General features: G+C 67.8%; 28 protein-coding genes. 7 read left to right on the forward strand and 21 right to left on the reverse strand.

Annotation, left to right across the window (positions count from 1 at the left end):
• The first annotated feature begins 140 nt into the window (after positions 1 to 140).
• The 4 genes from ctaD (at position 141) to NDR87_RS32075 (ending at position 3723) form a co-directional block, all read left to right on the forward strand.
• The gene (gene ctaD / locus NDR87_RS32060; protein ID WP_251917590.1) at positions 141 to 1886 is read left to right on the forward strand and encodes a cytochrome c oxidase subunit I; all 1746 of its coding nucleotides are present in this window, start codon (positions 141 to 143) and stop codon (positions 1884 to 1886) included.
• Between the two features lie 16 nt (positions 1887 to 1902).
• Positions 1903 to 2448 carry a YdcF family protein gene (locus tag NDR87_RS32065; RefSeq protein ID WP_251917591.1) on the forward strand — a complete coding sequence of 182 codons (546 nt, stop codon included), beginning with the start codon at positions 1903 to 1905 and terminating at the stop codon, positions 2446 to 2448.
• Between the two features lie 26 nt (positions 2449 to 2474).
• Positions 2475 to 3119: a class II aldolase/adducin family protein gene (locus tag NDR87_RS32070; protein WP_251917655.1), complete on the forward strand. Its 645-nt coding sequence runs from the start codon at positions 2475 to 2477 to the stop codon at positions 3117 to 3119.
• A gap of 106 nt (positions 3120 to 3225) precedes the next feature.
• Positions 3226 to 3723, forward strand: a complete 498-nt coding sequence (locus NDR87_RS32075; RefSeq protein ID WP_251917593.1) for a hypothetical protein — start codon at positions 3226 to 3228, stop codon at positions 3721 to 3723.
• Between the two features lie 58 nt (positions 3724 to 3781).
• Here the strand turns inward: NDR87_RS32075 and NDR87_RS32080 are convergent, their stop codons facing one another.
• The 3 genes from NDR87_RS32080 to NDR87_RS32090 are packed head-to-tail and all read right to left on the reverse strand — an operon-like array spanning position 3782 to position 5470.
• Positions 3782 to 4636 (reverse strand): helix-turn-helix transcriptional regulator, encoded by an 855-nt coding sequence (locus NDR87_RS32080; RefSeq protein WP_251917594.1) that lies wholly within the window; start codon positions 4634 to 4636, stop codon positions 3782 to 3784.
• Positions 4633 to 5139 (reverse strand): DUF6879 family protein, encoded by a 507-nt coding sequence (locus NDR87_RS32085; protein WP_251917595.1) that lies wholly within the window; start codon positions 5137 to 5139, stop codon positions 4633 to 4635. The genes NDR87_RS32080 and NDR87_RS32085 overlap by 4 nt, the downstream gene beginning before the upstream one ends.
• 4 nt (positions 5140 to 5143) lie before the next feature.
• Positions 5144 to 5470: a hypothetical protein gene (locus NDR87_RS32090; protein WP_251917596.1), complete on the reverse strand. Its 327-nt coding sequence runs from the start codon at positions 5468 to 5470 to the stop codon at positions 5144 to 5146.
• Between the two features lie 182 nt (positions 5471 to 5652).
• On the opposite strand from NDR87_RS32090, the gene NDR87_RS32095 reads away from it, so the two are divergent.
• Positions 5653 to 5820 (forward strand): hypothetical protein, encoded by a 168-nt coding sequence (locus tag NDR87_RS32095; protein ID WP_251917597.1) that lies wholly within the window; start codon positions 5653 to 5655, stop codon positions 5818 to 5820.
• Between the two features lie 98 nt (positions 5821 to 5918).
• Here NDR87_RS32095 and yidC read toward each other — a convergent pair whose 3' ends face one another.
• The 14 genes from yidC to trpS form a co-directional block, all read right to left on the reverse strand.
• Entirely contained in the window at positions 5919 to 6689 is a 771-nt protein-coding gene (gene yidC / locus NDR87_RS32100) for a membrane protein insertase YidC (protein WP_251917598.1), read from the reverse strand.
• A 114-nt stretch (positions 6690 to 6803) separates the two neighbouring features.
• A complete protein-coding gene (locus NDR87_RS32105; RefSeq protein WP_251917599.1) occupies positions 6804 to 7406 on the reverse strand; it encodes a hypothetical protein in 603 nt (200 codons plus the stop codon).
• Positions 7407 to 7419: 13 nt separating this feature from the next.
• Positions 7420 to 8376: an MlaD family protein gene (locus NDR87_RS32110; RefSeq protein ID WP_251917601.1), complete on the reverse strand. Its 957-nt coding sequence runs from the start codon at positions 8374 to 8376 to the stop codon at positions 7420 to 7422.
• Positions 8373 to 9428 (reverse strand): MlaD family protein, encoded by a 1056-nt coding sequence (locus tag NDR87_RS32115; RefSeq protein ID WP_251917602.1) that lies wholly within the window; start codon positions 9426 to 9428, stop codon positions 8373 to 8375. The genes NDR87_RS32110 and NDR87_RS32115 overlap by 4 nt, the downstream gene beginning before the upstream one ends.
• Positions 9425 to 10510, reverse strand: coding sequence for an MlaD family protein (locus NDR87_RS32120; protein ID WP_251917603.1), 1086 nt, complete (start codon positions 10508 to 10510; stop codon positions 9425 to 9427). The genes NDR87_RS32115 and NDR87_RS32120 overlap by 4 nt, the downstream gene beginning before the upstream one ends.
• Positions 10510 to 11526: an MlaD family protein gene (locus NDR87_RS32125; RefSeq protein WP_251917604.1), complete on the reverse strand. Its 1017-nt coding sequence runs from the start codon at positions 11524 to 11526 to the stop codon at positions 10510 to 10512. Before NDR87_RS32125 ends, NDR87_RS32120 begins: the two co-directional genes overlap by 1 nt.
• Positions 11514 to 12515 carry an MlaD family protein gene (locus tag NDR87_RS32130; RefSeq protein WP_251917605.1) on the reverse strand — a complete coding sequence of 334 codons (1002 nt, stop codon included), beginning with the start codon at positions 12513 to 12515 and terminating at the stop codon, positions 11514 to 11516. Before NDR87_RS32130 ends, NDR87_RS32125 begins: the two co-directional genes overlap by 13 nt.
• Complete coding sequence (locus tag NDR87_RS32135) at positions 12512 to 13537, reverse strand: MlaD family protein (protein WP_251917606.1); 1026 nt, start codon at positions 13535 to 13537, stop codon at positions 12512 to 12514. The genes NDR87_RS32130 and NDR87_RS32135 overlap by 4 nt, the downstream gene beginning before the upstream one ends.
• A gap of 6 nt (positions 13538 to 13543) precedes the next feature.
• Complete coding sequence (locus NDR87_RS32140; RefSeq protein WP_251917607.1) at positions 13544 to 14413, reverse strand: ABC transporter permease; 870 nt, start codon at positions 14411 to 14413, stop codon at positions 13544 to 13546.
• Position 14414: 1 nt separating this feature from the next.
• Positions 14415 to 15260 carry an ABC transporter permease gene (locus tag NDR87_RS32145; protein WP_251917609.1) on the reverse strand — a complete coding sequence of 282 codons (846 nt, stop codon included), beginning with the start codon at positions 15258 to 15260 and terminating at the stop codon, positions 14415 to 14417.
• A gap of 274 nt (positions 15261 to 15534) precedes the next feature.
• Positions 15535 to 16626, reverse strand: coding sequence for a calcium:proton antiporter (locus tag NDR87_RS32150; protein ID WP_372494356.1), 1092 nt, complete (start codon positions 16624 to 16626; stop codon positions 15535 to 15537).
• 47 nt (positions 16627 to 16673) lie between these two features.
• On the reverse strand, positions 16674 to 17111 hold the full coding sequence (locus NDR87_RS32155; protein ID WP_251917610.1) for a MarR family transcriptional regulator: 438 nt from the start codon (positions 17109 to 17111) through the stop codon (positions 16674 to 16676).
• Positions 17112 to 17120: 9 nt separating this feature from the next.
• A complete protein-coding gene (locus NDR87_RS32160) occupies positions 17121 to 17756 on the reverse strand; it encodes a methyltransferase domain-containing protein (RefSeq protein ID WP_251917611.1) in 636 nt (211 codons plus the stop codon).
• Positions 17753 to 18799 (reverse strand): tryptophan--tRNA ligase, encoded by a 1047-nt coding sequence (gene trpS, locus NDR87_RS32165; RefSeq protein WP_251917612.1) that lies wholly within the window; start codon positions 18797 to 18799, stop codon positions 17753 to 17755. Before trpS ends, NDR87_RS32160 begins: the two co-directional genes overlap by 4 nt.
• Before the next feature lie 262 nt (positions 18800 to 19061).
• On the opposite strand from trpS, the gene NDR87_RS32170 reads away from it, so the two are divergent.
• Positions 19062 to 19715 carry a YitT family protein gene (locus NDR87_RS32170; RefSeq protein ID WP_251917614.1) on the forward strand — a complete coding sequence of 218 codons (654 nt, stop codon included), beginning with the start codon at positions 19062 to 19064 and terminating at the stop codon, positions 19713 to 19715.
• Here NDR87_RS32170 and NDR87_RS32175 read toward each other — a convergent pair whose 3' ends face one another.
• The 3 genes from NDR87_RS32175 to NDR87_RS32185 are packed head-to-tail and all read right to left on the reverse strand — an operon-like array spanning position 19716 to position 21444.
• On the reverse strand, positions 19716 to 20363 hold the full coding sequence (locus tag NDR87_RS32175; protein ID WP_251917615.1) for a pentapeptide repeat-containing protein: 648 nt from the start codon (positions 20361 to 20363) through the stop codon (positions 19716 to 19718).
• 35 nt (positions 20364 to 20398) lie between these two features.
• Positions 20399 to 20797 (reverse strand): nitroreductase/quinone reductase family protein, encoded by a 399-nt coding sequence (locus tag NDR87_RS32180; RefSeq protein WP_251917616.1) that lies wholly within the window; start codon positions 20795 to 20797, stop codon positions 20399 to 20401.
• A 26-nt stretch (positions 20798 to 20823) separates the two neighbouring features.
• Positions 20824 to 21444, reverse strand: a complete 621-nt coding sequence (locus NDR87_RS32185; protein WP_308212176.1) for an NAD(P)H-binding protein — start codon at positions 21442 to 21444, stop codon at positions 20824 to 20826.
• A gap of 52 nt (positions 21445 to 21496) precedes the next feature.
• On the opposite strand from NDR87_RS32185, the gene mmuM reads away from it, so the two are divergent.
• Entirely contained in the window at positions 21497 to 22414 is a 918-nt protein-coding gene (gene mmuM / locus NDR87_RS32190; protein WP_251917658.1) for a homocysteine S-methyltransferase, read from the forward strand.
• On the opposite strand, the gene NDR87_RS37785 is transcribed toward mmuM, so the two are convergent.
• Complete coding sequence (locus NDR87_RS37785; protein WP_251917617.1) at positions 22371 to 23321, reverse strand: M56 family metallopeptidase; 951 nt, start codon at positions 23319 to 23321, stop codon at positions 22371 to 22373. The two genes, mmuM and NDR87_RS37785, sit on opposite strands and share 44 nt — an antisense overlap.
• Positions 23322 to 23343 lie beyond the last annotated feature (22 nt).

Raw genomic sequence — 23343 nt, forward strand, 5'->3', positions numbered from 1 at the left:
TGTGGGGCTCGCGGACACGCTGGTTTGCACGCTACCCCCTGGGGCATCCGGGCGGCGTGAGCGAGTCGAAGATCGCGGTTTTCCGCAGTTGATCTTCCACCGGTGCCACACTCGAAAGTGATTGGGCTCGAGGAGGATCTGTGACCACAGCACCATCTCGCGGGGCCGCCGAGATCGACGCCGTCCGGCCGTTCCCTCGGCGGGTCGCCCCCAAGGGTTCCCGTATCTGGGACATCGTCACCACTACCGACCCCAAGCTGCTGGGGATCATGTACATCGTCTCGGCGACGGCGTTCTTCTTGATCGGCGGGTTGATGGCGTTGCTGATGCGCGCCGAGCTGGCGCGACCGGGGCTGCAGTTCCTCTCGCCCGAGCAGTACAACCAGCTGTTCACCATGCACGGCACGATCATGCTGCTGTTCTACGCGACGCCGATCGTGTTCGGCTTCGCCAACTGCATCCTGCCGTTGCAGATCGGCGCGCCCGATGTGGCGTTTCCGCGGTTGAACGCGCTCAGCTACTGGCTGTATCTGTTCGGCGCGACCATGGCCACCGCGGGGTTCATCACCCCGAACGGCGCGGCGGACTTCGGGTGGACCGCCTACACCCCGCTGAGCCTGTCCGAACACGCGCCCGGTGTCGGCGCGGATCTGTGGATCATGGGCCTGGCGGTGTCGGGTCTGGGCACCATTCTCGGCGGGGTCAACATGATCACCACGGTGATCTGCCTGCGCTGTCCGGGCATGACCATGTTCCGGCTGCCGATCTTCACCTGGAACATCCTGGTGACCAGCGTGCTGGTGCTGCTCGCGTTCCCGATCCTCACCGCGGCGCTGATGGCCCTGGCCTACGACCGGCATCTCGGCGGGCACATCTACGATCCGGCCACCGGCGGGGCCATTCTGTGGCAGCACCTGTTCTGGTTCTTCGGCCACCCCGAGGTCTACATCGTCGCGCTGCCGTTCTTCGGCATCATCACCGAGATCATTCCGGTGTTCAGTCGCAAGCCCGTATTCGGTTACACCGCACTGGTTTACGCCACCCTTGCCATCGGCGGGCTGTCGGTGGCGGTGTGGGCGCACCACATGTTCGCCACCGGAGCCGTGCTGCTGCCCTTCTTCGCCATCATGACGTTCCTGATCGCCGTGCCCACCGGGGTGAAGTTCTTCAACTGGATCGGCACCATGTGGCGCGGCACCCTCACCTTCGAAACGCCCATGCTGTGGGCCATCGGATTCATCGTGACCTTCCTGTTCGGTGGGCTGTCCGGCATCATCCTGGCCAGTCCGCCGCTGGACTTCCACGTCACCGACTCGTATTTCGTTGTGGCGCATTTCCATTACGTGCTGTTCGGTACCATCGTGTTCGCCACCTTCGGCGGGATCTACTTCTGGTTCCCGAAGATGACCGGGCGCTTCCTGGACGAGCGGCTGGGCCGAATCCACTTCTGGAGTACGTTCTTCGGCTTCCACCTGACCTTCCTGGTGCAGCACTGGGTGGGCGCGGAGGGTATGCCGCGCCGCTATGCCGACTACCGTTTCGAGGACGGCTTCACGGCGTTGAACATGATCTCCACCATCGGCTCGTTCGTGCTGGGACTGTCGATGATCACGTTCGTGTGGAACGTCTTCAAGAGCTACCGGTACGGGCAGGTGGTCGCCGTGGACGATCCGTGGGGCTACGGGAATTCGCTGGAATGGGCCACCAGCTGTCCGCCGCCGCGGCACAACTTCTACGAACTGCCCCGGATCCGTTCCGAGCGACCGGCTTTCGAATTGCACTATCCGCATATGGTGCATCGGATGCGCGCCGAATCGTCGGTGGGCTGGGGCGGGTCGGCGCATACCCGCACCAGCGAACCGCTGGCGAAGGAGGCCCCGCAGTAGCCGGTATCGTCGCGGTGTGCGTGCGCTGCGACGGGCCGTGGTCACCCTCGTCGGATTCGCCGTGCTGGTCGCGGGGCTCGCGGTCGCGGGCCTGCCGGTGTTCGTGCACCCGCAGATCGATCCGCTGCGCCCGGCCGACGCCGTCGTCGTGCTGGGCGGAACGGCCTACGAGCGCTTCGACATGGGCCTGGACCTGGCCGGGCGCGGATACGCGCCCGAGCTGCTGATCTCCCGCTCCACCGGGACCGACGACCATGTGATGGACCGGTACTGCGACGGCGGATATTCCTTCCACGTCGACTGTTTCGTACCCGATCCGTGGACCACGCAGGGCGAGGCACGGGAAATCGCTAGGCGGGCAGCGCGATTCGGGTGGCGGCACCTCATCGTGATCACCAATACCCCGCACGTCTCCCGGGCGCGCTACATCGTCGGCACATGCTTTTCCGGGGAGATCACCATGGTCGCCAGTCCCGCCGAATCCGGGTGGCGGTACTGGGCGTGGATGTACGTCCGCCAGTCCGGCGGATATCTTCGGGCCTTCCTGTCCCCCGGCTGCTGAGCCGCGGGACCTAGGCTGATCGGGTGATGTCGACCGAACGCGCGCAGATCGCCGCGGCCTGCCAGCGGCTGGCCGCGGCCGGATTGTTCATCGGGACCGCGGGCAACGTGAGTGTGCGCGTGGCGGATCGGGTGGCGGTCACCGCGACGGGGACGGCGCTGGGGCTGCTCACCGCGGACGAGGTGACGGTCGTCGATCTCGATGGCGCGGTACTCGCCGGTCGGCTGGCCCCGACCTCGGAACTGCAACTGCACCTGGGCATCTACCGGTCCCTCGAGGCGCGGGCCGTGGTGCACACCCATGCGCCCCGGGCGATCGCCCTCGGACTGGTGCGCGACGAGCTGCCGGTGATCCACTATCAGCAGTTGCCGCTGGGCGGCGCGACGCCGGTGGTGCCCTTCCATCCGTTCGGCACCGCGGAGCTGGCCGGGGCCGTTCGGGATTCCCTGGACGGCAGGCAGGCGGCCCTGCTGGCCAATCACGGCGCGGTGACGGTGGGCGAGACGCTCGAGCTGGCGGTCGAACACGCGCTGCTGCTGGAGTGGGCGTGCGGAATCTATCTCGACGCCGCGTCCGCCGGTAACCCCCGCCCGCTGTCCGCGGCCCAGCAGCAGGCGGTCGCCGACGTCTCGGCCCGCCTCGCCTACGGCACCCCCAAACCGATCCGCTGAACCGCGCCCACCGAAACTTGTCGGACCCCTCCGGCATACTCATCTCCATCGGACGCCGAACCGGTTGCACCGCAAAGTTATCCGCAACCCGAGGAGAGGCGTATCCATGTCCGACCCGTACCCGTCGACGTCCGATGCCGGTGACACTCGGCTGCATGCCGAGGCCGAGCGACACCGGCAGTTGTTGCGCAGACCCGTCGACGAGTACCGCCGACGGGTGGCGCAACGCGCGCACCACCTGGACCCGGCGGCGGCCGCGGTCCTGACCGACCAGGCGGAACGACTCATCGCCGACCTCCTGATCGACCCCACCCGCCACCGAGCCCTGAACATCGACGCCTACCGAGCCATCCGCGACGGCCTCCCCGTCCGCTACGACGCCCGCCACCACCAGTTCGTGGCCCGAACCTCCCGCCGCGAAATCCACATCCACCCCAACGGCCCGGAACGCCGCCTGGGAATAATCGCCCGGTTGGCAACCGCGGGCGTGGATCTCGACCAGATCCTCACCGTGGCGGCGGTGGTGATCACCCACCCCGGCAGCCCGGGCGAGGCGAGCGACCCACCCAGCCGGGAGGGGGAGCCTGAGCGATATTTCGCGTAGGGGCAACAGGTCGGTCCCTCGATCCACGGCGATAAAGCGCCCCGAGGGACCGAGCTACCTAGGCTTCCGGACCGTTTCGGAGCGGTTCCCGACGCTGCGCCATGGCCGTTCGGATCAAGACCCGGGCACGGTCCCCGACCAGGGCCTGCCTGGCGAGTGTTTGAAATGTCTTCTCGTACAAAACCAGCTCGCCGGGCTGCGTGATCGTCAACTCGGCGGTGATCGTCTCGACCAGCACCCGCTTGGTGTCGAACATGCAGAAATTGGAAAGCGGCACGATGAACTGGGCGTCGGACGGGATTACCCCGATCACTACCCGAGGCAGCGACATCGCGATCAGGAGCCGATCCAATTGCCCAAACATGATGTCGTCGTTTCCGACCGTTGTGTGCAGGGCCTGCTCGGCGAGTATGAAATGAAACCGGTGGTCTCCTCGGTAAAGAACCTGCTGTCGCTCCAGACGAGCGGCCAGTCCGTCCGGGAGGTCATCGCGGGACCCATGGTAGAAGTCCTGCACCCGGCCGAGAACCGCCTCCGCGTACTCGGGGGTTTGCAGCAGACCTGGCACGAGGACTGGCTCGTACCAGCGCATCAGCTTGGTTCCGGACTCCCAGGCGATGGACTGACGCTGCCGGTGCGGAAGGCGCATCCGCCGCCACTCGAGATAGGCGGCTTCGATATTCCTCAGCGATGCGATGAGATCGGCGGTCTGGTTCTCGGCGCGGCACTGTCGGCACCACGTTCGTATGTCGCTTTCGGTTGGTGTCTGGCGCCCGCGCTCGAGCTTCGACACCTTCGACGGGACCCAGTTGACCGCGCGAGCAAACGCTCGCGCGGTCAACCCCGACTCTTTGCGAAGATCACGAAGACGGCTGCCGAGAGCCTCCCGCGACTGCTGTACCGCGTAGGTCACCGCTCCACGGACGCCGCGACGTACTCGGTATACGGAATAGCCAACGGCCACAAGCGATCACGAACATTGCGAATGTGTGCCGCGATCACCGGGTCGGTGGTGGTCGCCAGGCCAGCGCCCGCACCCTCCGGGGTGAACACGCTGAAGGCGACCAGGTCGTCGTCGAAGATCCACCAGTCGTCACCGGCCACCAACGCGGGATCGACCGTATGCCGGGGTATGTATCGGACGTCCTCCCCGGCTGCCTCGTTCCGAGCGGCCACGACCAAACTCCATCTCGTATAGTCCACGTGCGGAACGGTGACCACACGGACGCGGCGCATCGTCCGTCCATTGGTGGTCAAGTCTCGAACGAGATCCGCCCAGTCGGAGAACCAGGCGTAATCATCGGGCTCTCCCTCCAGAAACTTCCGAAACGGTTCTGCCTCTTCCGGAGTCGTGTAGGTGTCCTCCAATTCCAGATGGACCGCTACCTGCCAATCGGAGCGGAACAGCCTCGTCATGTCCTCACCGTAGTGGAGTCGCATCCGGCCGAACCTCCTGTCCCATCGGGATCTCCACACTCATCTCATGATCGGGAATGTTCATCTGCGCCAACACTTCCGGATCAATAACGGGCTCACCCCGCAGGATGAACGTACCGCGCCCCGTGTCCTGCAACACAGTACCCAGGCACGTGCCCGGCTCGAGGTACTGGAGAAGCCTGTGCGGTATCTCGATGCGATCGGCTTCGCCGGTCCGCCACCCCTGGCACACATAGGTACTCCGGTCGCTCGCGTACAAGGTGGGCGATTGACCACCAGCGGTGCTCTTACCCAAGAACTTCAATTGCATTGCCAACCCCCTTTGTGCAGTGAGTTTCTCAATGTTTCTCGCTTCTCTATCGTCGCTCCCACACATCCCCCGGTCAATGAATTAAGACTTGCGGAGAAACCTCGAGAAACTTCCTGGCTTCAGCAACGCCGCAGCGCCTAACGTCGATCCGACAGACCCCTCCAACCCAAGGCAGAAACGAAATGGCCTGGCGCACAAAACTTCTCGTGTTCGACGGCGGCGTGCTGGAGCTCATGGCCGATGAGGACGACACCGACGACGGCAACCTCGGCGTCTGGCTGGAGCTGTACCGCCCCCACCGGGGCACCGTCACCCGGGCCGATGACGAGACCGGGCGGGAGGCGATATGAACGGCTGGCAGCTAGGGCTCGTCGTCGCTATCGGAATTCCGTCGATCGTTCTGGCGCTCGCTCTGTTCTGGCCTCGCCGCTAGATCCCCGCTTCGGGGTTATTCCTCCCCCGCGACCACACCGGCCGGCTCGATCGGTCCCAGCTTCCGGTGAATATAAAGCTGCTGCAGGAATGTCCAGCTGCTGGTGGTGGCGAAATAGATCAGGATGCCCAGGGGCATGATCAGCCCGGCCAGCAGGGAGCACACCGGGAGCAGCCAGAGCATGATCGGGTTGATCACCCGGGTTTGGGGGGTGGATTCGAGTTGGCGGGCGATGGCGGCGCGGGCGGTGAAATGGGTTGCGGTGGCGGAGATCAGGACCAGGGGGATGGTGAGGGTGAGGATGGTGGCGAGGGCGCCGGCGGGGTTGAGCAGGGTGGCCGAGAGTTGGGCGCCGAACAGGTCGGCGTGCAGGAACGAGTGGACTCGATCGGCCGAGAAGACGTAGTTGCTGCCTTCGTGATCGAAGCATCGCAGCACGTGGTACAGGCCGAGGAAGACAACCAGCTGGCCGAGGATCGGCAGGAAGCCGGTCAGCAGATTGAACTTGTGCTCACGCTGTAAACCGCGCATCTCCTGCGCCAGCCGCATGCGATCGTCGGCGAACCGGGTCTGCAACTGGCGGATCTGCGGTTGCAGCACCGCCATGGTCCGGGCGAAGCGCACCTGCGCGACGAACGGCCGGTACAGCACCAACCGCACCGTCACGACGAGAAAGACGATCGCCAACGTCCACGACACGCCGCTGGCCGCGCCGAACAGCACGGCGAAGCCGGTGTGCCAGACCCACAGCACGGCCGATACGGGGTAGTACACGAAATCGAGCATGCGCGAAACACCTCACCGTGTGACACCCGAGCGGGTGGACGTGAACGCCAGTCGACGACCGTGTGGGAGGTTACCGTCGACCCCGCGGTGAGTGGCTCCGGCGCGCGGCGCGTGTCACTGCTTGGGCAGTGCGCCCGCCATTCCGCCCACGTCGGCGACCTTCCAGCCATTGTTCGGATCCACGTTCACGGTGTAGGTGACGGTGGTCTGCGCGCCCTCGGGGGTCTGGGCGCTGGTCGAGGTGACGTTGAGGAAGACGTTCACCTTGTAGATCCCGTTGTCGGAACTCATCACCTTCGCGGTGATCGGGGTCGCGGTGGAGGTCCACTTCAGCGGAACCAGGATGTCCTGCAGCTTCGGCGCGGTGGCGTCGAACTTGTTGGCCAGCTGCGGGGTGGTGTTGGCCTTGAGCTTGGCCACCCAGGCGTTGACGTCCTGGAAGTTGATATTGGAGGCGCCCACCGCGTAATCGGTCGCGACCTGCTCGGCGTGCTTGTCGGCGGCGGCCGCGGCATCGCGATCGCTCACCTTGCCGCGCTCGGACACCCACAGCGAGGCGAACACCGCGGTCGTGACGGCCAGCGCCACCAGCGCGACCGCCAGGGCCACCGTGGACAGGCGGATCGAGACGGTGCGCGGATTACGCGCCGCCGATGCGGCCACCGCGGTGTCCTCCTCGACGGCCTGCTTCGGTTCGGTCACAACGTCGTTCGACATCGCGTCCTCCTTCCTATTTGATACCGACCCGCACCTTGACGGCGCCGTCGGCGTCGACATCGGCGAGGGCCTGGGAGATCAGGGCGGAAATATCGATGCGCGGCGCCGCGGCGACGATCGCGTCGACCAGCGGGCGCAGCACCGGGGCCAGCGAGCTCAGCTCCGGCTGCAGCTCGCGCAACGCCTGGATGTTCTTCTCGGTGAACGGGGCGATGCCGTTGCCGGTGGTGTACTTGTCGATCGGCTCGCTGTCGACCATGCGACCGACATGGGCGACCAGATTGTTCAGCGCCTCGGTGAACTTGACCCATTCCGGGGCGGCGGCGCTGAAGGACGGGCCAACCCAGTCCATATTGGTCGCCGTGTTCTGGAAGCTGTTGAGCAGCGAGACGATCTGCGGATTGCGGCTCATGATCGCCGCCGCGAGCAGATCGCCCGACCGCGCGAGATTGGGGATCGCGCCGTCGGTGTCGGCCAGGGACTTCTCGGCGGTATCCACCAGCGAGCCGACGACCTGCGGATCGAGCTGATTGAGGGTCTTGGTGGCCAGCCGGGCGACCTCCGGAATCGACAGCGGCATGCGCACATTCGACGTCGTCAGCTGCTGACCGTCCCGAATGTAGGGTCCCCCGTCGCCATTCGGCCGGAACTCGACATACGGTTCGCCCAGCGCGGACAGATGTTCGATGGTGACCACGCTGTCGGTGGGCACATGCCGATCGGCGGCCAGCTTCAGGCCCACCTCCACCCCACCGGCGCTGTTGGCGACCGAGCTGACCCGCCCCACCTCGATGCCGGTGAGCAGCACCGGCGAGCCCACGGCGAGCCCACCGGAATTGGTCAGCACCATCGTCGCGTGGGTGTAGTCGGCCAGCGGATCGACCCGCACCACACCGAAGGTCAGATAGCCCGCGCCGAGCACGGTGATGGCGGCGATACCGCCCAGCGAGGCCAGCGGCCCGAGCTTCATCGCACGACTCCGATCATGCGCAGGGTCTGGACGATTCGGTCGGTCTGTTCCTGAACCGGCACCGGCGCATCGGTTTTCACGCCGGTGATGTTCACCTTGGGACCGTGCTGCGCGAACGGAATGATCTTGTCGCGGATGAGGGCGACCACCGCCTGCAGATTCGACGGCTGGCTCAGATCCAGCGGCCGGGCCGAGGCCAGTAGCGGCAGGAATGCCTGCACCGTGCCGTCGGCATTGGTCAGCAGCGGACCCAGCCAGGTCAGCGAGGTGCCGATCGGGCCGAGCTGTTTGAAGATCTGGAACACCCCGACGATGGACGGGGCGATGCCGTTCATCTGATCCACCGAGGTCTGGTTGAGCAGGTCGGCCAGCACCGGCCGAATCCCGTGCAGCACATTGGTGTTGTTGTCGATGCCGTCGAGCAGCGAGTCCAGCCGGTCCAGGTGGTTACCCAGGTCGACGGCGTCGGCGGCCATGGTCTTGCCGATCTGCGCGGTCCGCGCGGTGTCGGCGGGCAGCACGTCGTTGATCTGGCGGATGGTGTCCTGCACCTGCTGGACCGCCCCGCCCTGGGTGAAGGTGGCCAGCGCGGCCATGGTGTCCTCGAGCTGGACCGGCGGTTTCGTCTGGGCCAGCGGAATCGTGCCGCCGCTGGGCAGCAGCTTGTCGAATCCATTGGGCGGGGTGATCAGCGCGACGTGGATGTCTCCGAGCACCGTGTTCTGGCGCAGTTCGGCGCGGGTGGCCGCCGGCAACCGCACCGAGCGCGAGATCTTGGCGGTCACCTCGACGTAGCCGCCGCGCCCGCCGGTCTTGCCCGAATCCACCACCGACACACCGGACACCGTGCCGACCTGGGCGCCGTTGGCCATGATCTTGGCCCGCGCCGGGAGATTCAGCACATTCGCGAACTGGATGCGGATGTCGTAGGTGTCCCCGGACACCTCCGCTCCCGGCACCGGAACCGACGACGGATCGAAGGCGCAGCCGGTGACGGGCAGCGCCGCGGCCACCACCACCGCGAGCCCCGCCGCGAAACGTCCAATTCTCATCGCGCACCTGCCAATCCGAACACCAGCGCCGCCATATCGACCTTGACCAGCCCGCCGTCGGCGGTGCACCGCCCCGGCGCCATCGCGTTCACCGCTGCGCAGATCTGCTCGGCATTCGGCTGCGGCAGCGCCACCTTCGGTGGGGCATAAGCGATTCCGTGCTGTCCCACCGACCGGAACGCATCGGTCAGCACCGGCGTCATCGCGACGATCTGGGCCAGCGAGCCGACCCGGGCCCGCAGGAACTTCACCAGCGGCACGGTCACGTCGAGACCCTTCAGGATCGGATCACCGAAGGCGGTGGTGAGATCGTTGAGCACCGGCAGCAGCGCCGCGAGACCGTCGATCACCTGCGCACCCGGTTCCAGCAGATCGGTTCGCGAGGCGATGAGCACCGGTGCCAACCGGGTGAACATCGATTCGATATCGCCCCAGTGCTCCTCGACCTTCTTGCCGACCGAGGCGAAGGCGTCGAAGACCCCGACCAGATGGCCGATATCGGCGTCCGGCGAGGCCATGGCCCCGCTCAGCTTCTTGATGATCTGGTTGATCTGCGGCCCGGTTCCGGCAGTCGCCTCGTTCAGCTCCGACAGGCCGTGCGCGAGTGCGTTGGGCGTCTTGGAGTCCGCGCCGTCGATCTCCTTGGACAGCTGCGCGACCGCGTTCAACGTCTCGGTGACGCTCTTGGGCGTCAACGTCTTGGTGATGCACTGCGCGGGATTCCAGCGCGCGGTGTTCTTACCGCTGGACACCACCGCCAGTTCGCGCGCCGCGACGATGCTCTCCGACAGCGTGGTCGCGCCCGCGTCGGCGTACACCGGTTTGTCGGCCTCGACGGCGAATTCCACCTTCACCGATTTGCCCTGATTGGCGATCGAGGTGACCTTGCCGACCGGAATGCCGCGCATGGTCACCTGATTGCCGACATACAGCCCGACGCTGTCGGGCATGATCGCGCAGTAGCTCTGGGTCTTCTTCGCCGGATCGAAGGCGATGAAATAGCCCACGACGACGAGGATCACGGCCACGGCCGCACCCGCCACCGACATGAACGCCCGCGATCCCAGGATCTTGTGCAGCATCAGCAATCCCTTCCCGGCACCGGCACGCACACTCTGGCGGTGATGGTCTGACCGGACTGGTCGACCCGCACGCCGTCGTCGGGGATCGCCAGCTGCGACAGCTTCTGCTGCAGGCTCTGCACCGAACCGATGACCGGATCGAGCTTGTTGAGCAGCTCCTCCATCCGCGGCACCGCGTCGAACAGCGGCTGCAGCTTGGGCTTGATCTCGTTGTAGATGGGCGCGATCGCCGCCGCCTTGCTGATCACCGCGTTCAATTCCCGCAGGCCCTCGCGCAATTCGGCGCGCTTGCTCAGCACCAGGTCCTCCATGAGGTTGGTGGCCTGCACCAGCCTGCCCAGCGAACCCTTGGCGGTGTCGTAGAGGGTTACGTATTCGTCGGCGTTGGCGATCGCCTTGGAGATCATCACGTGCTGGCGATCGAGATCGTCGACGAAGCTGGCGAGGCTGTCCAGCGTGGTGCGCAGCGTGTCCGGCGCCTGCGCGACGGAGTTGCCCAGGGCGGCCAGATTGCGCCGCAGGGTGTCGCCGTCGATCTTGGCCAGGGGTTCGGCCGCGTCCTGGAAGGTCTGCACCAGGCTGTAGGGCAGTCGCACCCGGTCCATCGGAATGTGCTGGCCGCCCAGGGGGTTGGTGCCCGAGGGAAACAGCGCGACGTAGTGGCCGCCGACGACGGTCAGCATCCGCACGTCCAGGGTGGATCGATCGCCGACGAACACCGAGGAGTCGACGGTGAACCGCATGACCACCCGATCCGGTTTCAGCTCCAGCGATTTCACCTTGCCGACGCTGATCCCGGCGACGCGGATATCGTCACCGGCCTGCACCGACTGCGCCTCGGCCAGGTCGGCGGAATAGGTCTTCTTGCCGATGGGGACGACGTACAGCACCCCCGCCGCGACCGCCAGGGCCGCCACCAGCACGACGCCGACGATGCCCAGCCGGACCTCGCGCCGCACCTTCTCCGGCTCACCGACGACCCGACGCTCCCCGAACAACCCGCTCACCCAGCGCATACCGCCACCTGCTGTCCCGCGATCAGTACGCCCAGCACCTGCGGCACGTCGGCCTTCCCCTTGGAGCACTGCGGCTTCCAGCCCGAGGCGCCGGATTTGGGGATGGCCGAATCGAATCCGGCCAGCAGACCGGGCAGCTTGTCGAACACCTCGAGCGCCTGCTGCGGATCGGGGAAGATCTTGCGGATCAACGCCTCCACGTCGTCCGGGCTCTGCAGCCCGAGGGCGGTGAACAGATTGTCCAGCGGTCCCAGCACCGAGGGCGCGGCCGCCGCGAAGTCGGCCAGCCCGGCCATATTGGTCTGCAGGCCGGAGAAGATGTCGGCGAGCCGGGCCAGCAGCGGCGCCATGTAGTGGATCTTCCCGCCCGCCGTATCGTGCAGGTCGGACAGGTTCTGCAGCACCTTGTCGATCACCACCTGACGGTCCTTGACGTGCGCGGCGAGCTTGTCGATCGCCTCCACCGCGGGTCCGACGCCGTTGCCGTCGCCCTCGATGAGGGCGACCATGCTGGCGCTGAACTGGTTGATCTCCTCCGGAGAGACTGTGGCCAGCACCGGCTTCAGGCCGTTGAACATGCTGGTGACATCGAACGAGGGCACGGTGTGGTCGGTGCCGACGGTGGCCCCACTCGCGATGCGCCGACCGGGCTGCGGCTGCTGCTGCAGGTCGATGTAGCGCTGGCCGGTGAGGTTCTGGTAGCGGATGGCCAGCTTCGAATTGTCGTAGATCGGCGCATCGGTCTTCAGCGACAACCGGACCCGGGCCTGCGCGCCGTCGAGAGTGACGGCGTCGACCTTGCCGACCTGCACGCCGTACATGCGCACGTCGTCGCCGACCTTGAGGCCGTTGGCATCGGTGAACAGCGCGTCGTGCTGTTCGGTGGGCCCCGGCACGGGGCGCTTGATGGCCGTGCAGACGATCGCGAGCACCACGATCATCACCGCGGCGAACAATCCCAGCCGCCACGCGGCGGCACTCACCTTCATCGGTGGCCTCCCAGCAACGGTGCCAGCACGGGCATTCCGCTCAGATCGATCTCGGTGTTGAGCACCGGCCCGTTCGGGGTGTCGGGCATCGCCGCCCGCAACCTGCGCAGGAACTCGGTCAGATCGGCGCCGGACTGCTGCGGCGTCGGCACCATCTGCGCGAGCAGCCGCAGCACCGGCACGAGCATGTCGGTGGTGCCGGACAGATCGTCGCCGAGGACGGCGCCCAGGCGCGCGATGCCCGGCAGCAGGGTCTGGGTATGCATCCGCACCCCGGCATCGAAGGAGTCCCGATTGGTCTGCAGCCGTGGGATGTTGCGGATCATGTCCACCATCACCTCGTTGGCCCCGGCGAAATTGCCCGCGCCGTAGAACGCGGGGCCGAGCCGACCGGCCAGTTCGGAGGGGGGCATGCGCTGGGTGTCGGTCACGATCTGGGCGACCTGGATGATCGACTGCGCCAGCGGCGTGAACGCCTTCATATCGTGGGAGACCTGGCTGATCACCGTCGCCATCTGCGGGGTGAGCACCGCGTCGCCGGTCTGCGACAAGCTGCGCAGCATGCTGCCCATGGTGGCGTCGAAGATCGCGTCGGAATTGGCGCCGGTCAGGTCGAGCACCGCGCCGTTGCGCAGGGCCGCGCCGCCGGAGCCGCGGCGCAGTTCGATCTCGCTGATGCCGAACAGGTTGGCGGGGGCGTAGTCGACCCGCAGGCTGTCGTCGATGCCGTGCAGCTGGGAGCGGTCCAGCCGCAGCGAAATTCGCTGGGTGCCCCGCTCGGCCGGGTCGATCTCGGTGACCTCGCCGACCTGCACGCCGTCCACCCGCACCGGGGTCCCCGCCAGCACGCCGTCACCGATCTGCTCGGTGTGCAGCGCGATGTGCAAACCGTCGTCGGTGCGCAATTCCCGCTGCAGCGCGACGACCGCCACCACGGCCAGGATCAGGCCCACCGCGATCAAGCCGACCAGGCGGGATTTTCCGCTGTCGACCGCCACACCGGGCATTCCGTACTTCGGCATCGCTGGCTACCCCGTGAAACTGATCGTCGCGTTGAAACCCCAGAGCAGGATCGTGAGCACCATGTCGATGCCGACGATCGCCACCGACGACGCCCGCACCGCACGCCCGGAGGCGATGCCGACCCCTTCGGGGCCGCCGGTGGCGAAGAAGCCGTAGTAGCTGTGGATCAGGATCACGACGGTGGCGAAGATGGCCACCTTGATCACCGCGGCGATCACGTCGAATCCGGCCACGAATTGGAAGAAGTAGTGGTCGTACACGCCCGCGGACTGACCGTGCACCAGTGTGATCAGCCCGCGGCAGGACAGATACGCCAGGATCAGGCCGATCAGGAAGGTCGGCACGATCGAGATCGCCCCGGCGATCACCCGGGTGGTCACCACGAACGGCACCGAGCGCAGCCCCATCGCCTCGAGCGCGTCGATCTCCTCGGAGATGCGCATCGAGCCGATCTCGGCGGTGATGCGGCATCCGGCCTGCGCGGCGAAACCGATGGCGGCGGCGATCGGCGCGAGCTCGCGGGTGGTCGCATAGGCGGAGACGATGCCGGTGACCGGGCCCATGCCCAGCATATTCAGCATGGTGAACGATTCGACGGCCACCGACATGCCCATGACCAGGCCGAGCACGATCATCATCGGCACCGTGCCACCGCCGACGATGACCGAGCCGCGGCCCCAGGTCATATCGGAGATGATGCGCAGCGTCTCGTCGCGGTAGTGCTTCAGCGTCGACGGGATCGACGACAGCACCTGCCAGATGAACGACAGAACGAAGCCCAGCGATTCGACCGACCGCGCGACCGCCAGGCCGCGGCGCTGATAGAAGCGGGAGATCCAGCCCAATCCCTTGGGCACATAAGTAGAGGCGGCCACGTCACACCAACCTGGTCGGCAGGAACATCTCGACGACCTGGGTGACGCCGAGGTTGACGATCGCGATCGACACCACCGACAGCACCACGGCCGCGTTCACCGCATCGGCCACACCCCGCGGCCCGCCCTTGGCCTCGAGCCCGCGCTGGCAGGCGATGACCACCACCAGGAAGCCGAACAGCGCCGCCTTCAGCAGAGACACCCACACGTCGGCGACAGTGGTGAAGGAGCCGAAAGTGGCCCAGTAGCTGCCCGGAGTGACGTTCTGCCCGCCCACCGCGACCGCATAGCCCGCGACGATGCCGACGAAGATGATGAGGATGTTCAGCAGCGGCGCGACGAGGATCATCGCGACCAGCCGCGGAATCACCAGCCGCGGAATCGGGCTGATGCCCATGGTGTTGAGCGCGTCGATCTCCTCGCGGATCGTGCGCGCGCCCAGATCGGCCGCGATCGCCGCCGCACCCGCGCCACCCAGGAGAAAGCCGGTGGCCAGCGGGGCGCCCTGCTTGATCACACCCAGGCCGCCGGTCGCGCCGAGCAGCGAATCCGCGCCCAGGGTGTGAATGAGGTTGCCGACCTGGACCGAGACGATGACGCCGAACGGAATCGCGATCAGGATCGCCGGAATCGCGGTGACCGTCACCAGTCGCCAGGCCTGCAGCACGGCCTCGCGCCACTGGAACTGTCCGCGCGCGATCCCGGTGACCGTGCCGGTCACCGATTCGCGTGCGATATCCACGGCGCGGCCGAAGGTCCGCAGGGACGAGACGACAGTGTCGGAGAAGTTCTTGCGGACGATTCGGACGGCGGTGGCGCTCGAGCGGGCCCGGGTCACCGACGCCATGCGCGGCTCCGGCAAGGGCGATGTGTCTCGGGTTTCAAAATCGTTCTCTCCGTGATCGGCGCGACACTGCCAACACGAAGCTATCGGTGACATCTGGTTACAGTAAAGACAGTTAAGCTGTGACCATCGCCTCTAAATCGGTTGCCGCGGACTAGCCTCACAGCCTGGTCAAATGCACAAAATGGAAGTAAATGCGCATTCTGCAACAGGTTATCAGTGCAAATCGGCTATCAAAGTGATGTAGGTCATAGATTTCGGCTAATTCGGAGCAAGATCACGGGCTAACCGCCAGGAACACGAAAGCCGCGAAAAGGACGAGGTGGACGCCGCCCTGCAACAAAGTGGCACGTCCCGGGACAACTGTCAGCACACCGACCACCACGGTCAGCGCCAACAGCACCATCTGCGTCGCGCCGAGACCGAGGGTCAGCGGGGTCGACACCCAGACGGTGGCCAGCGCGATGGCCGGAATGGTGAGGCCGATGCTGGCCATGGCCGACCCCAGGGCCAGGTTCAGGCTGGTTTGGACGCGGTCGCGCCGCGCCGCGCGCACAGCGGCCAGCGTCTCGGGCAGCAGGACCAGCATCGCGATCACCACACCGACCGCCGAACGCGGCAGCCCCGCCGCGTGCACACCGTGCTCGATCGACGGTGACACCATCTTCGCCAATCCGACCACGCCGACGAGCGCGACCAGCAGCAGCGCCATACTCAGCAGGGTCGAGCGGGTCGACGGCGGTTCGTGCTGCTCGTCGTCGGAGTCCTCCTCCTCGACCGGGAGGAAGTCATCGGGGTGGCGGACGGTCTGCACGGTGACGAACAATCCGTACAGCAGCAGCGACGCCACCGCCGCGAACGCCAGCTGCGATCCGGAGAACTCCGGCCCCGGCTTGCTCGTGGTGAACGTCGGTAACACCAGACTCAGCGTGGCCAGCGTCGCCACGGTCGCCAGCGCCGCGCCGGTGCCCTCGGCATTGAATACCGCCACCCGCCGCCGCACCGCCCCGACGAGTAACGACAGGCCGAAGATGCCGTTGCAGGTGATCATCACCGCCGCGAAGACGGTGTCGCGGGCCAACGAGGAGGCGTCGTCACCCCCGGACGCCATCAGGGTCAGGATCAGCCCGACCTCGATCACGGTGACGGCCACCGCCAGCACCAGCGATCCGAACGGCTCCCCCACCCGATGTGCCACGACCTCCGCATGTTGCACGGCAGACAGCACCGCCCCGACCAGCGCCAGCACCACCACGATCACCGCCGGTCCCGAGGGGTGGGTCACCCAGGCGACCGCCAGGACCACGGCGGCCAGCAATGGAACAACGGTCGTCCAGTGTCGGGTCAGCGCGCGCATCATGATCTCCATCGTCCCAGCGAATCGGCAGCGTCCGGGCAAAAGAGACAGGGATCGCGTCAGCCGATCTCGGTCGCGGACTGCTCGAGGGCCGCGGCCGCACGGGCGAAGTAGTCGAGGAGGATGCGCTGCTCCTGCGGTTCGTAGGAGGCGATGAGCTCGGCGAGGCGGCGGCGGGCCGGGGTCAGTTTCCGGTCCAGATCGGCGGGCTCACCCGTCGGCTGGACGGTCACCTTGCGGCGGTCGGACGGATCGGGGACGCGGCGGACATAACCGGCGTGTTCGAGGCGGTCGACGAGTCTGGTGGTCGGGCCCGTGGTCAGTCCGATGCGGGCGCCCAACTCGCCGGGGGTCATCGCGCCCGCGAGGGCGAGGATGGTGAGGGCGTGGAGGTCGCTGGCCCCGAGGCCGCAGGCGCGGGCCCCGGCCTGGGCATGCAGGACGACCGCGCTCTGGTAGCGACGGTAGGTCTCCCCGGGGTCCGGCTGGCCTGTCATCGGGCAGGGTTAGCGGCGCGCGATGAGCAGATGCCCGGTGATCGGGCGGTTCGCCACGGCGCGCTGCTCCACCGTCAGACCCGCCCGTTCGAGGGCCGCGGCGATCGAATCCGGCGGGCGCAGCTGGAAACCACTGCGCGTGAACGGCATTCGAGCCATATCCGCGGGGTCGCCGATGCCGATCACCGCTCGCCCACCGGGGCGCAGCACCCGGGCGAGTTCGGCCGCGACCGGGCCGAGGTCGGAGACGAAATAGAGCGTATTGACCGTTATCACCGCGTCCAGCGCGGCATCGGCCAGCGGGAGATCGGCGAGCGAGCCCGCCAGCAGGCGCAGGCGGGCGGTGCCGATCTCGGGGGCCAGCCGGGAACGGGCGCGCGCCAACATATCCGGAGAGATCTCCACCCCGTACACCGTTCCCTGCGCACCGACCCGATCGAGCAGCAGCGAAAGCCCCACTCCCCCACCGAAACCGATATCGGCCGCCGCCTGTCCGGCGCCCACCTCGGCGGCGGCCACCGCGGCCTCGATGAGCCCGCGGTTGGACCGGTTCAGCAACAGCGCCACGCCCTTACCCAGCACCCCGTGCGGATTGCCCAGCTGACCGGCCAGGGTGGACATGACGCGCGCGGCAACGGGATTCACGCCCTGGATGCTACCGACGGTCCAGACTTCCCGCCGTGGGCGTGGCCTCCGCGATCGTCGCGGGGGGTGTGGGCGGCCGGGAGCAGGCCGATCGCCTCCTTGGCGGCCAGCACCGTCGGACGCGCGAGTTCCCGGGCCGCGGCGGCCCCGGCGGCCAGCAGCTCGTGCAGATCCGCGCGGACCAGTTCGGTGTAGCGGCACTGGATCGGCTCCACCACGGCGACAACGGCATCGGCGACCGCACGCTTCAACTCACCGTAGCCGCGGAAGGTTTCGGCGAGCCGAGCGGGCGCTACGCCGGTGCAGGCCGACAGGATGGTGAGCAGATTCGCCACCCCCGGGCCGCGCTCGGGGTCGTAGCACACCTCGGTGCCGCCGTCGGTGGTCGCGCGCATCACCTTGTGCCGCAGGGTATCCGGCGAATCCAGCAGCCGCAGCACGCCGGGGGACGCGATCGATTTGCTCATCTTCGCGGTCGGGGTGGCGAGATCCATGATCCGCGCCGCCACCGGCGGGTTCACCGCCCGCGGCACCGTGAACACCGGGCGGTAGGACGCATTGAATCGGGTGGCGATATCGCGGGCCAGTTCGACGTGCTGGCGCTGATCCTCCCCGACCGGCACCTCGTCGGTTCGATACAGCAGGATATCGGCCGCCATCAGCACCGGATAGCTCAGCAGCGACAGCCGAACCTGCTGTCCGCGCGCGGATTTCTCCTTGAACTGGATCATCCGCCGCGCCTGTCCGTAGCCGGTCGCGCATTCGAGCAGGTAGTGCAGCTCGGTGTGCTCGGGCACCTGCGATTGCACCGCGAACAGGCTGCGCGTCGGATCGACACCGCAGGCCAGCAGCAGCGCCGCGAAGCGTACGGTGCGCCGGTGCACCTCGGCCGGATCGTGCGGCAGGGTCAGGGCGTGCAGATCGGAGACGAAGACGACGGTCTCGCCCGGAAGCTGCTGCCGCACCAGGGGTTCGATCGCGCCGAAATAGTTGCCGAGATGCAGCTCGCCGGACGGGGTGAAGGCGGTGAGACGCCGGGGCATGAGTGGTCCTTTCGAATCGGGCCACCCGGCGCGAACGGCCCGCTCGAACGCGAGACGGCCGCCCGATCCGGGCGGCCGTGGGTAATTGTCGATGCGCGTGGGTGAGCCGCCCTCAGGGCAGCCACCACTGGTGTCGCACATCGATACGCATGATTCGACGCTACCGCCGTGGGACCGGATGTCGCCACCGCTTTTTCGAATCGGTCCAGCAATTGATCACTGGCTCTGTTTTCCAAGGCCAGTTCCCCGACATGCTGGCCCAATGCTGCTTCGCCGCCTGTGTGCCCTGTATTTCGGACTCTGGCTCTACGGCCTGTCGATGGCGGTGATGATCCGCGCCGCACTCGGTCTCGATCCGTGGGACGTGTTCCATCAGGGCGTGGCCCGGCACGTGCCGCTCAGTTTCGGCACTGTCACCGCGCTGACCGGGGTGGCCGTGCTGCTGGCCTGGATTCCGTTGCGGCAGCGGCCCGGCCTGGGCACCGTCAGCAATGTGGTGGTGATCGCGATCTCCGTCGACGCCGGTCTCTGGCTGCTACCGGAGTTGCACGCGCTCTTCCCGCGCGTTCTCGCGATGGCCGCGGCCGTCCTGCTCAATGCCGTGGCGACCGTGCTCTACATCGGCGCGGGCATGGGCCCCGGCCCGCGCGACGGCCTGATGACCGGCCTGGTCGGCCGCACCGGATGGCCGGTGTGGGCGGTGCGCACCGGTATCGAGGCGACCGTGCTGATCACCGGCTTCCTGATGGGCGGCAGCGTGGGCGTCGGAACCGTGGTGTACGCCTTCGGCATCGGCCCGCTGATCCATCTGCTGATCCCCGTGGTCGACCGCTGGCTGCCCGGATTCCACACCCGGCCCGAGCCCGAGCCGGTACCCGCCGCAGCCATCGACGGCGGTCAGACCGCGCATGCGTGATCAGTTGTCGCGCACCGTGATTCCCGCCGCCCGCGCGAAGGCCGGGGCAAGGTCCATCAGCTGCGGGGTGCTGATGGTGGCGCCCTTCAGGGCCTCGATCCCGGCGGTGAGATCGAGGGCGACCGCGCCGCGCAGATCGACATCGTGCAGCGCGGCGCGGTGCAGCGCGACCCCGTCGAGCCGCGAGCCCGGAAAGCTCACCCGCCGCAGCGTCGCCTCGCCGAAATCGGTGTCGCGCAGCACACAATCGACGAAACCGACGTCCTGCAGCACCGAGTTGCGCAGGTTCACCGAATCGAATTTGCAGCCCTCGAACCGGATGCGGCGCAGCTGCGAGCCGACCGCCTCCACCCCGGACAGCGCCGAATCCACGAATTCGGTGTTGAGCCAACTGGATTGGCCGAGATTGGTGCCGATGAAGCGCACATTGCGCAGCCAGACGTCGTCGAACCGCGCATACCGCAGCACCCCACCGGCGAATTCGACCCCGGTGAAGGCCGACTCGGTGAACCGGATCCCACTGGCCTCGAGGCCGTCGAACGTCACGGCGTCGACGTGCTCGGTCTCGTAGTCCATATCGGATTCCGGCTCGCCGGAGAAGGCGCGCAGGTGACGGGCATAGGACAGTTCGGCAAGGTCGCGGGGCACACCTGCACCTTAGGCCAGGCCGCCGACAGGTCCGTTCACCGCGGATCGAGATCGATGCGCACGGTGAGCAGGTCGGTGCCGAACGCGCGCACGACGGCGCTGTTGTAGCGCGGCAGCTGCTTCAGGCGCGCGAGCGCGTCGTCCTCGGGCAGCAGCCGCGCGGTGCCGGTGTACCAGCGGCCGCGCAGCCGCAGCCGAACCCGGTTGTCGGCCTTGATATTGCGCACATACTGCGAGCGCTCACCGAATTCGGAGACCAGCCAGAACGAATCACCGATGCGCCGCCCGCCGATCGGGGTGATGCGCGGCTCGCCGCTCTTGCGCCCGGTGGTCTCCAGCAGGGTCTGGTCCGGCAGCCGGCGCAGGATCGGATTGCCGAGGTGCCGCTGGAAGGTGGTCACGACGCGATGCTGGATATCGCTGCGGTTGGCCATGCCGCGACGCTAGCACCGCCGGGCGGTCACTGCACCGGCTCGAAGTCGGTCTTGCCGTTGTCGGTCACCGCGTAGACCCCGGAGGTCAGATCGAGGGCGATCACCGTGCGGGCGGCCGCCTCGTCGATGTGGATGCGCGGCGGGTCGGGCAGCTCGGCCGGGTCGGGGTAATAGGTGTCCGGACCGTAGAACTGGCCGTAGCGCAGGACGATGCCGCCCGCGTCGAGCACGGCGGACTCCAGGAAGTCCTTGGCATCCTTGTTCTCTCCGCTCAGGTCCCAGGCGACGCTCTGGGCGAGCACCCGCCCGACACCGGCCGCCCGCGCGGCGGCGAGCAGATTGGCGGTGCCCTCCCGGCGGATGCGGGCGTTGGCCGGGCGGCCCGCGGCCAGGTGCTCACGCAGGTCGGGAAGGTCGGTGAGCTGATGCATCACCAGATCGGGGGCGAAGGCGCGGACGGCCTGTTCGAGCGCGGCAGCGTCGTAGACGTCACACACCACCGGTTCGGCGCCGAGCCCGGCGAGCAGTTCCGCCTTGTCCGGCGAGCGGGTCATACCCGCCACCTCGCATCCGGTCGCGACCAGCAGGGGCGTCAATCTGGTGCCCAGCACACCGCTGGCACCGGCCAAAAAGATCCGCACGCTCACCCACACTATCGAACCGCGCCGCGACGCCGCACGGCCCTAGAGTGGACCGGTGGTGTTCGATGCCGCGGCGGGCACGCTGATCTCCGACGGCGGGCTGGCGACCGAATTGGAGGCGCGCGGACACGATCTGTCCGATGCGCTGTGGTCGGCGCGACTGCTGCTGGACGATCCCGCGGCGATCCGGGAGGTGCACGCGGCGTATTTCCGGGCGGGCGCGGTGATCGCGACAACGGCCAGTTATCAGGCGTCGTTCGACGGTTTCGCCGCGCGCGGACTCGATCACGCGCGGACGACCCGGCTGCTGCACCGCAGTGTCGAACTCGCCCACGCGGCCCGGGACGAGGTCGCCGGCGACGGGCGACGGCGCTGGATCGCCGCCTCGATCGGGCCCTACGGCGCGGCGCTGGCCGACGGCTCGGAGTACCGCGGCCGCTACGGGCTCGGCGTCGGCGAACTACGCGCCTGGCATCGGCCCCGGCTCGAGGCGCTGACCGCGGCCGAGCCGGATGTGTTCGCGCTGGAGACGATTCCCGATATCGACGAGGCCGTGGCGCTGGTCGAACTCGTCACGGAATTGCGGCGGCCCGCCTGGCTGAGCTACACGATCGACGGTGACCGCACGCGCGCCGGTCAGCCGCTCGCCGACGCCTTCGCCGTCGCGGCCGACTCCCCGTGGATCGTCGCGGTCGGTGTGAACTGCTGCCGCCCGGCCGATGTCGCCCCCGCGCTGGTCCGCGCCCGCCGCGGCACCGCCAAACCCGCCGTCGCCTATCCCAACAGCGGCGAGGGCTGGGACCCCGCCCGGCACACCTGGACCGGTCCCGCCACCTTCGCCGAAGAGCTGCTCCCCCACTGGATTTCGCTCGGCGCCACGGTCATCGGCGGCTGCTGCCGAGTCGGCCCCGCGCAGATCGCGCGCCTGGCGGCTACAGCAGGCAGATCAACACCCCCGAGGCCGCGCCGACGATGAGCAGCGGGCCCATGACGGCCACGCCGATTCCGGTCAGCAGGCCCATGCGGGTGCGGCGCAGACGGCGCGCGCGACGCGGGGCGACGAGGCGTTCGGCGCGCGCCAGGACATCGGCGCCGCTGGCCGCGAGCGCACCCGCCGGGGCGACACCGGACAGGGCGAGCAGCCCCGACAGCAGCGGCGCGCGGCCGTGGCGGCGGACCGCCGCGTCGTCGGCGCACATCTCGAGCAGCCGGGCGACCTCGCGCGCACCGACGGTGAACAACCGCAGCCGCCCGAAGGTGGTCGCGAGGCCGCGGGTCACGGTGAGCAGCAACGGATGTCGACGTTCGAGGTGGGCGTGTTCGTGGGCCAGTACCGCGGCCAGTTCCGGACCGCGCAGCGCCGCGACCGCGCCGCTGGTCACCACCACGACACTGGGCGATCCGGCCACGCAGTAGGCGGCGCGTTCCTCGGATTCGAGCAGCACCAGATCGGCCACGGCATCGCGGTGCACCTTCCGACCCGTCAGTCGCAGCGCGTCGGCGTGTTCGCGCGCCCGCAGTCGCATGCGCAGTTGCAGCCGGGCCAGCCGCACGCCCAGCACCACGGCCAGCAGCGCCAGCGCCGCGGTCACCACCAGCAGCGCCACCTGCGCACCCAGGCCCTCGTGCCCGCTCGCGATCACCTCGGCCTCGTGCAGTCCGTCGGCGACCAGCCGATCCGCGTGCAGCCAGCTGTGCGCGGCATCGGCCACCCCGAGCCCGACCGCCACCGCCCACGAACCCAGCACGCTGGCCATCAGGGTCAGCCACGCCACCACACCCAGATGCGGCACCAATCCGTGCCGGGTCAGCCGGGGCAACGCCCGCGGCGCGACGACCGCCACGACAACCCCGTAAACGAAAAGCCCGACGGCGACGCTCACGGCGTCCCGCGCTGTGTCGATG

This window comes from Nocardia sp. CDC159 (assembly GCF_023740735.1).
In the GTDB taxonomy this organism is placed as follows: Bacteria; Actinomycetota; Actinomycetes; order Mycobacteriales; family Mycobacteriaceae; genus Nocardia; species Nocardia pulmonis.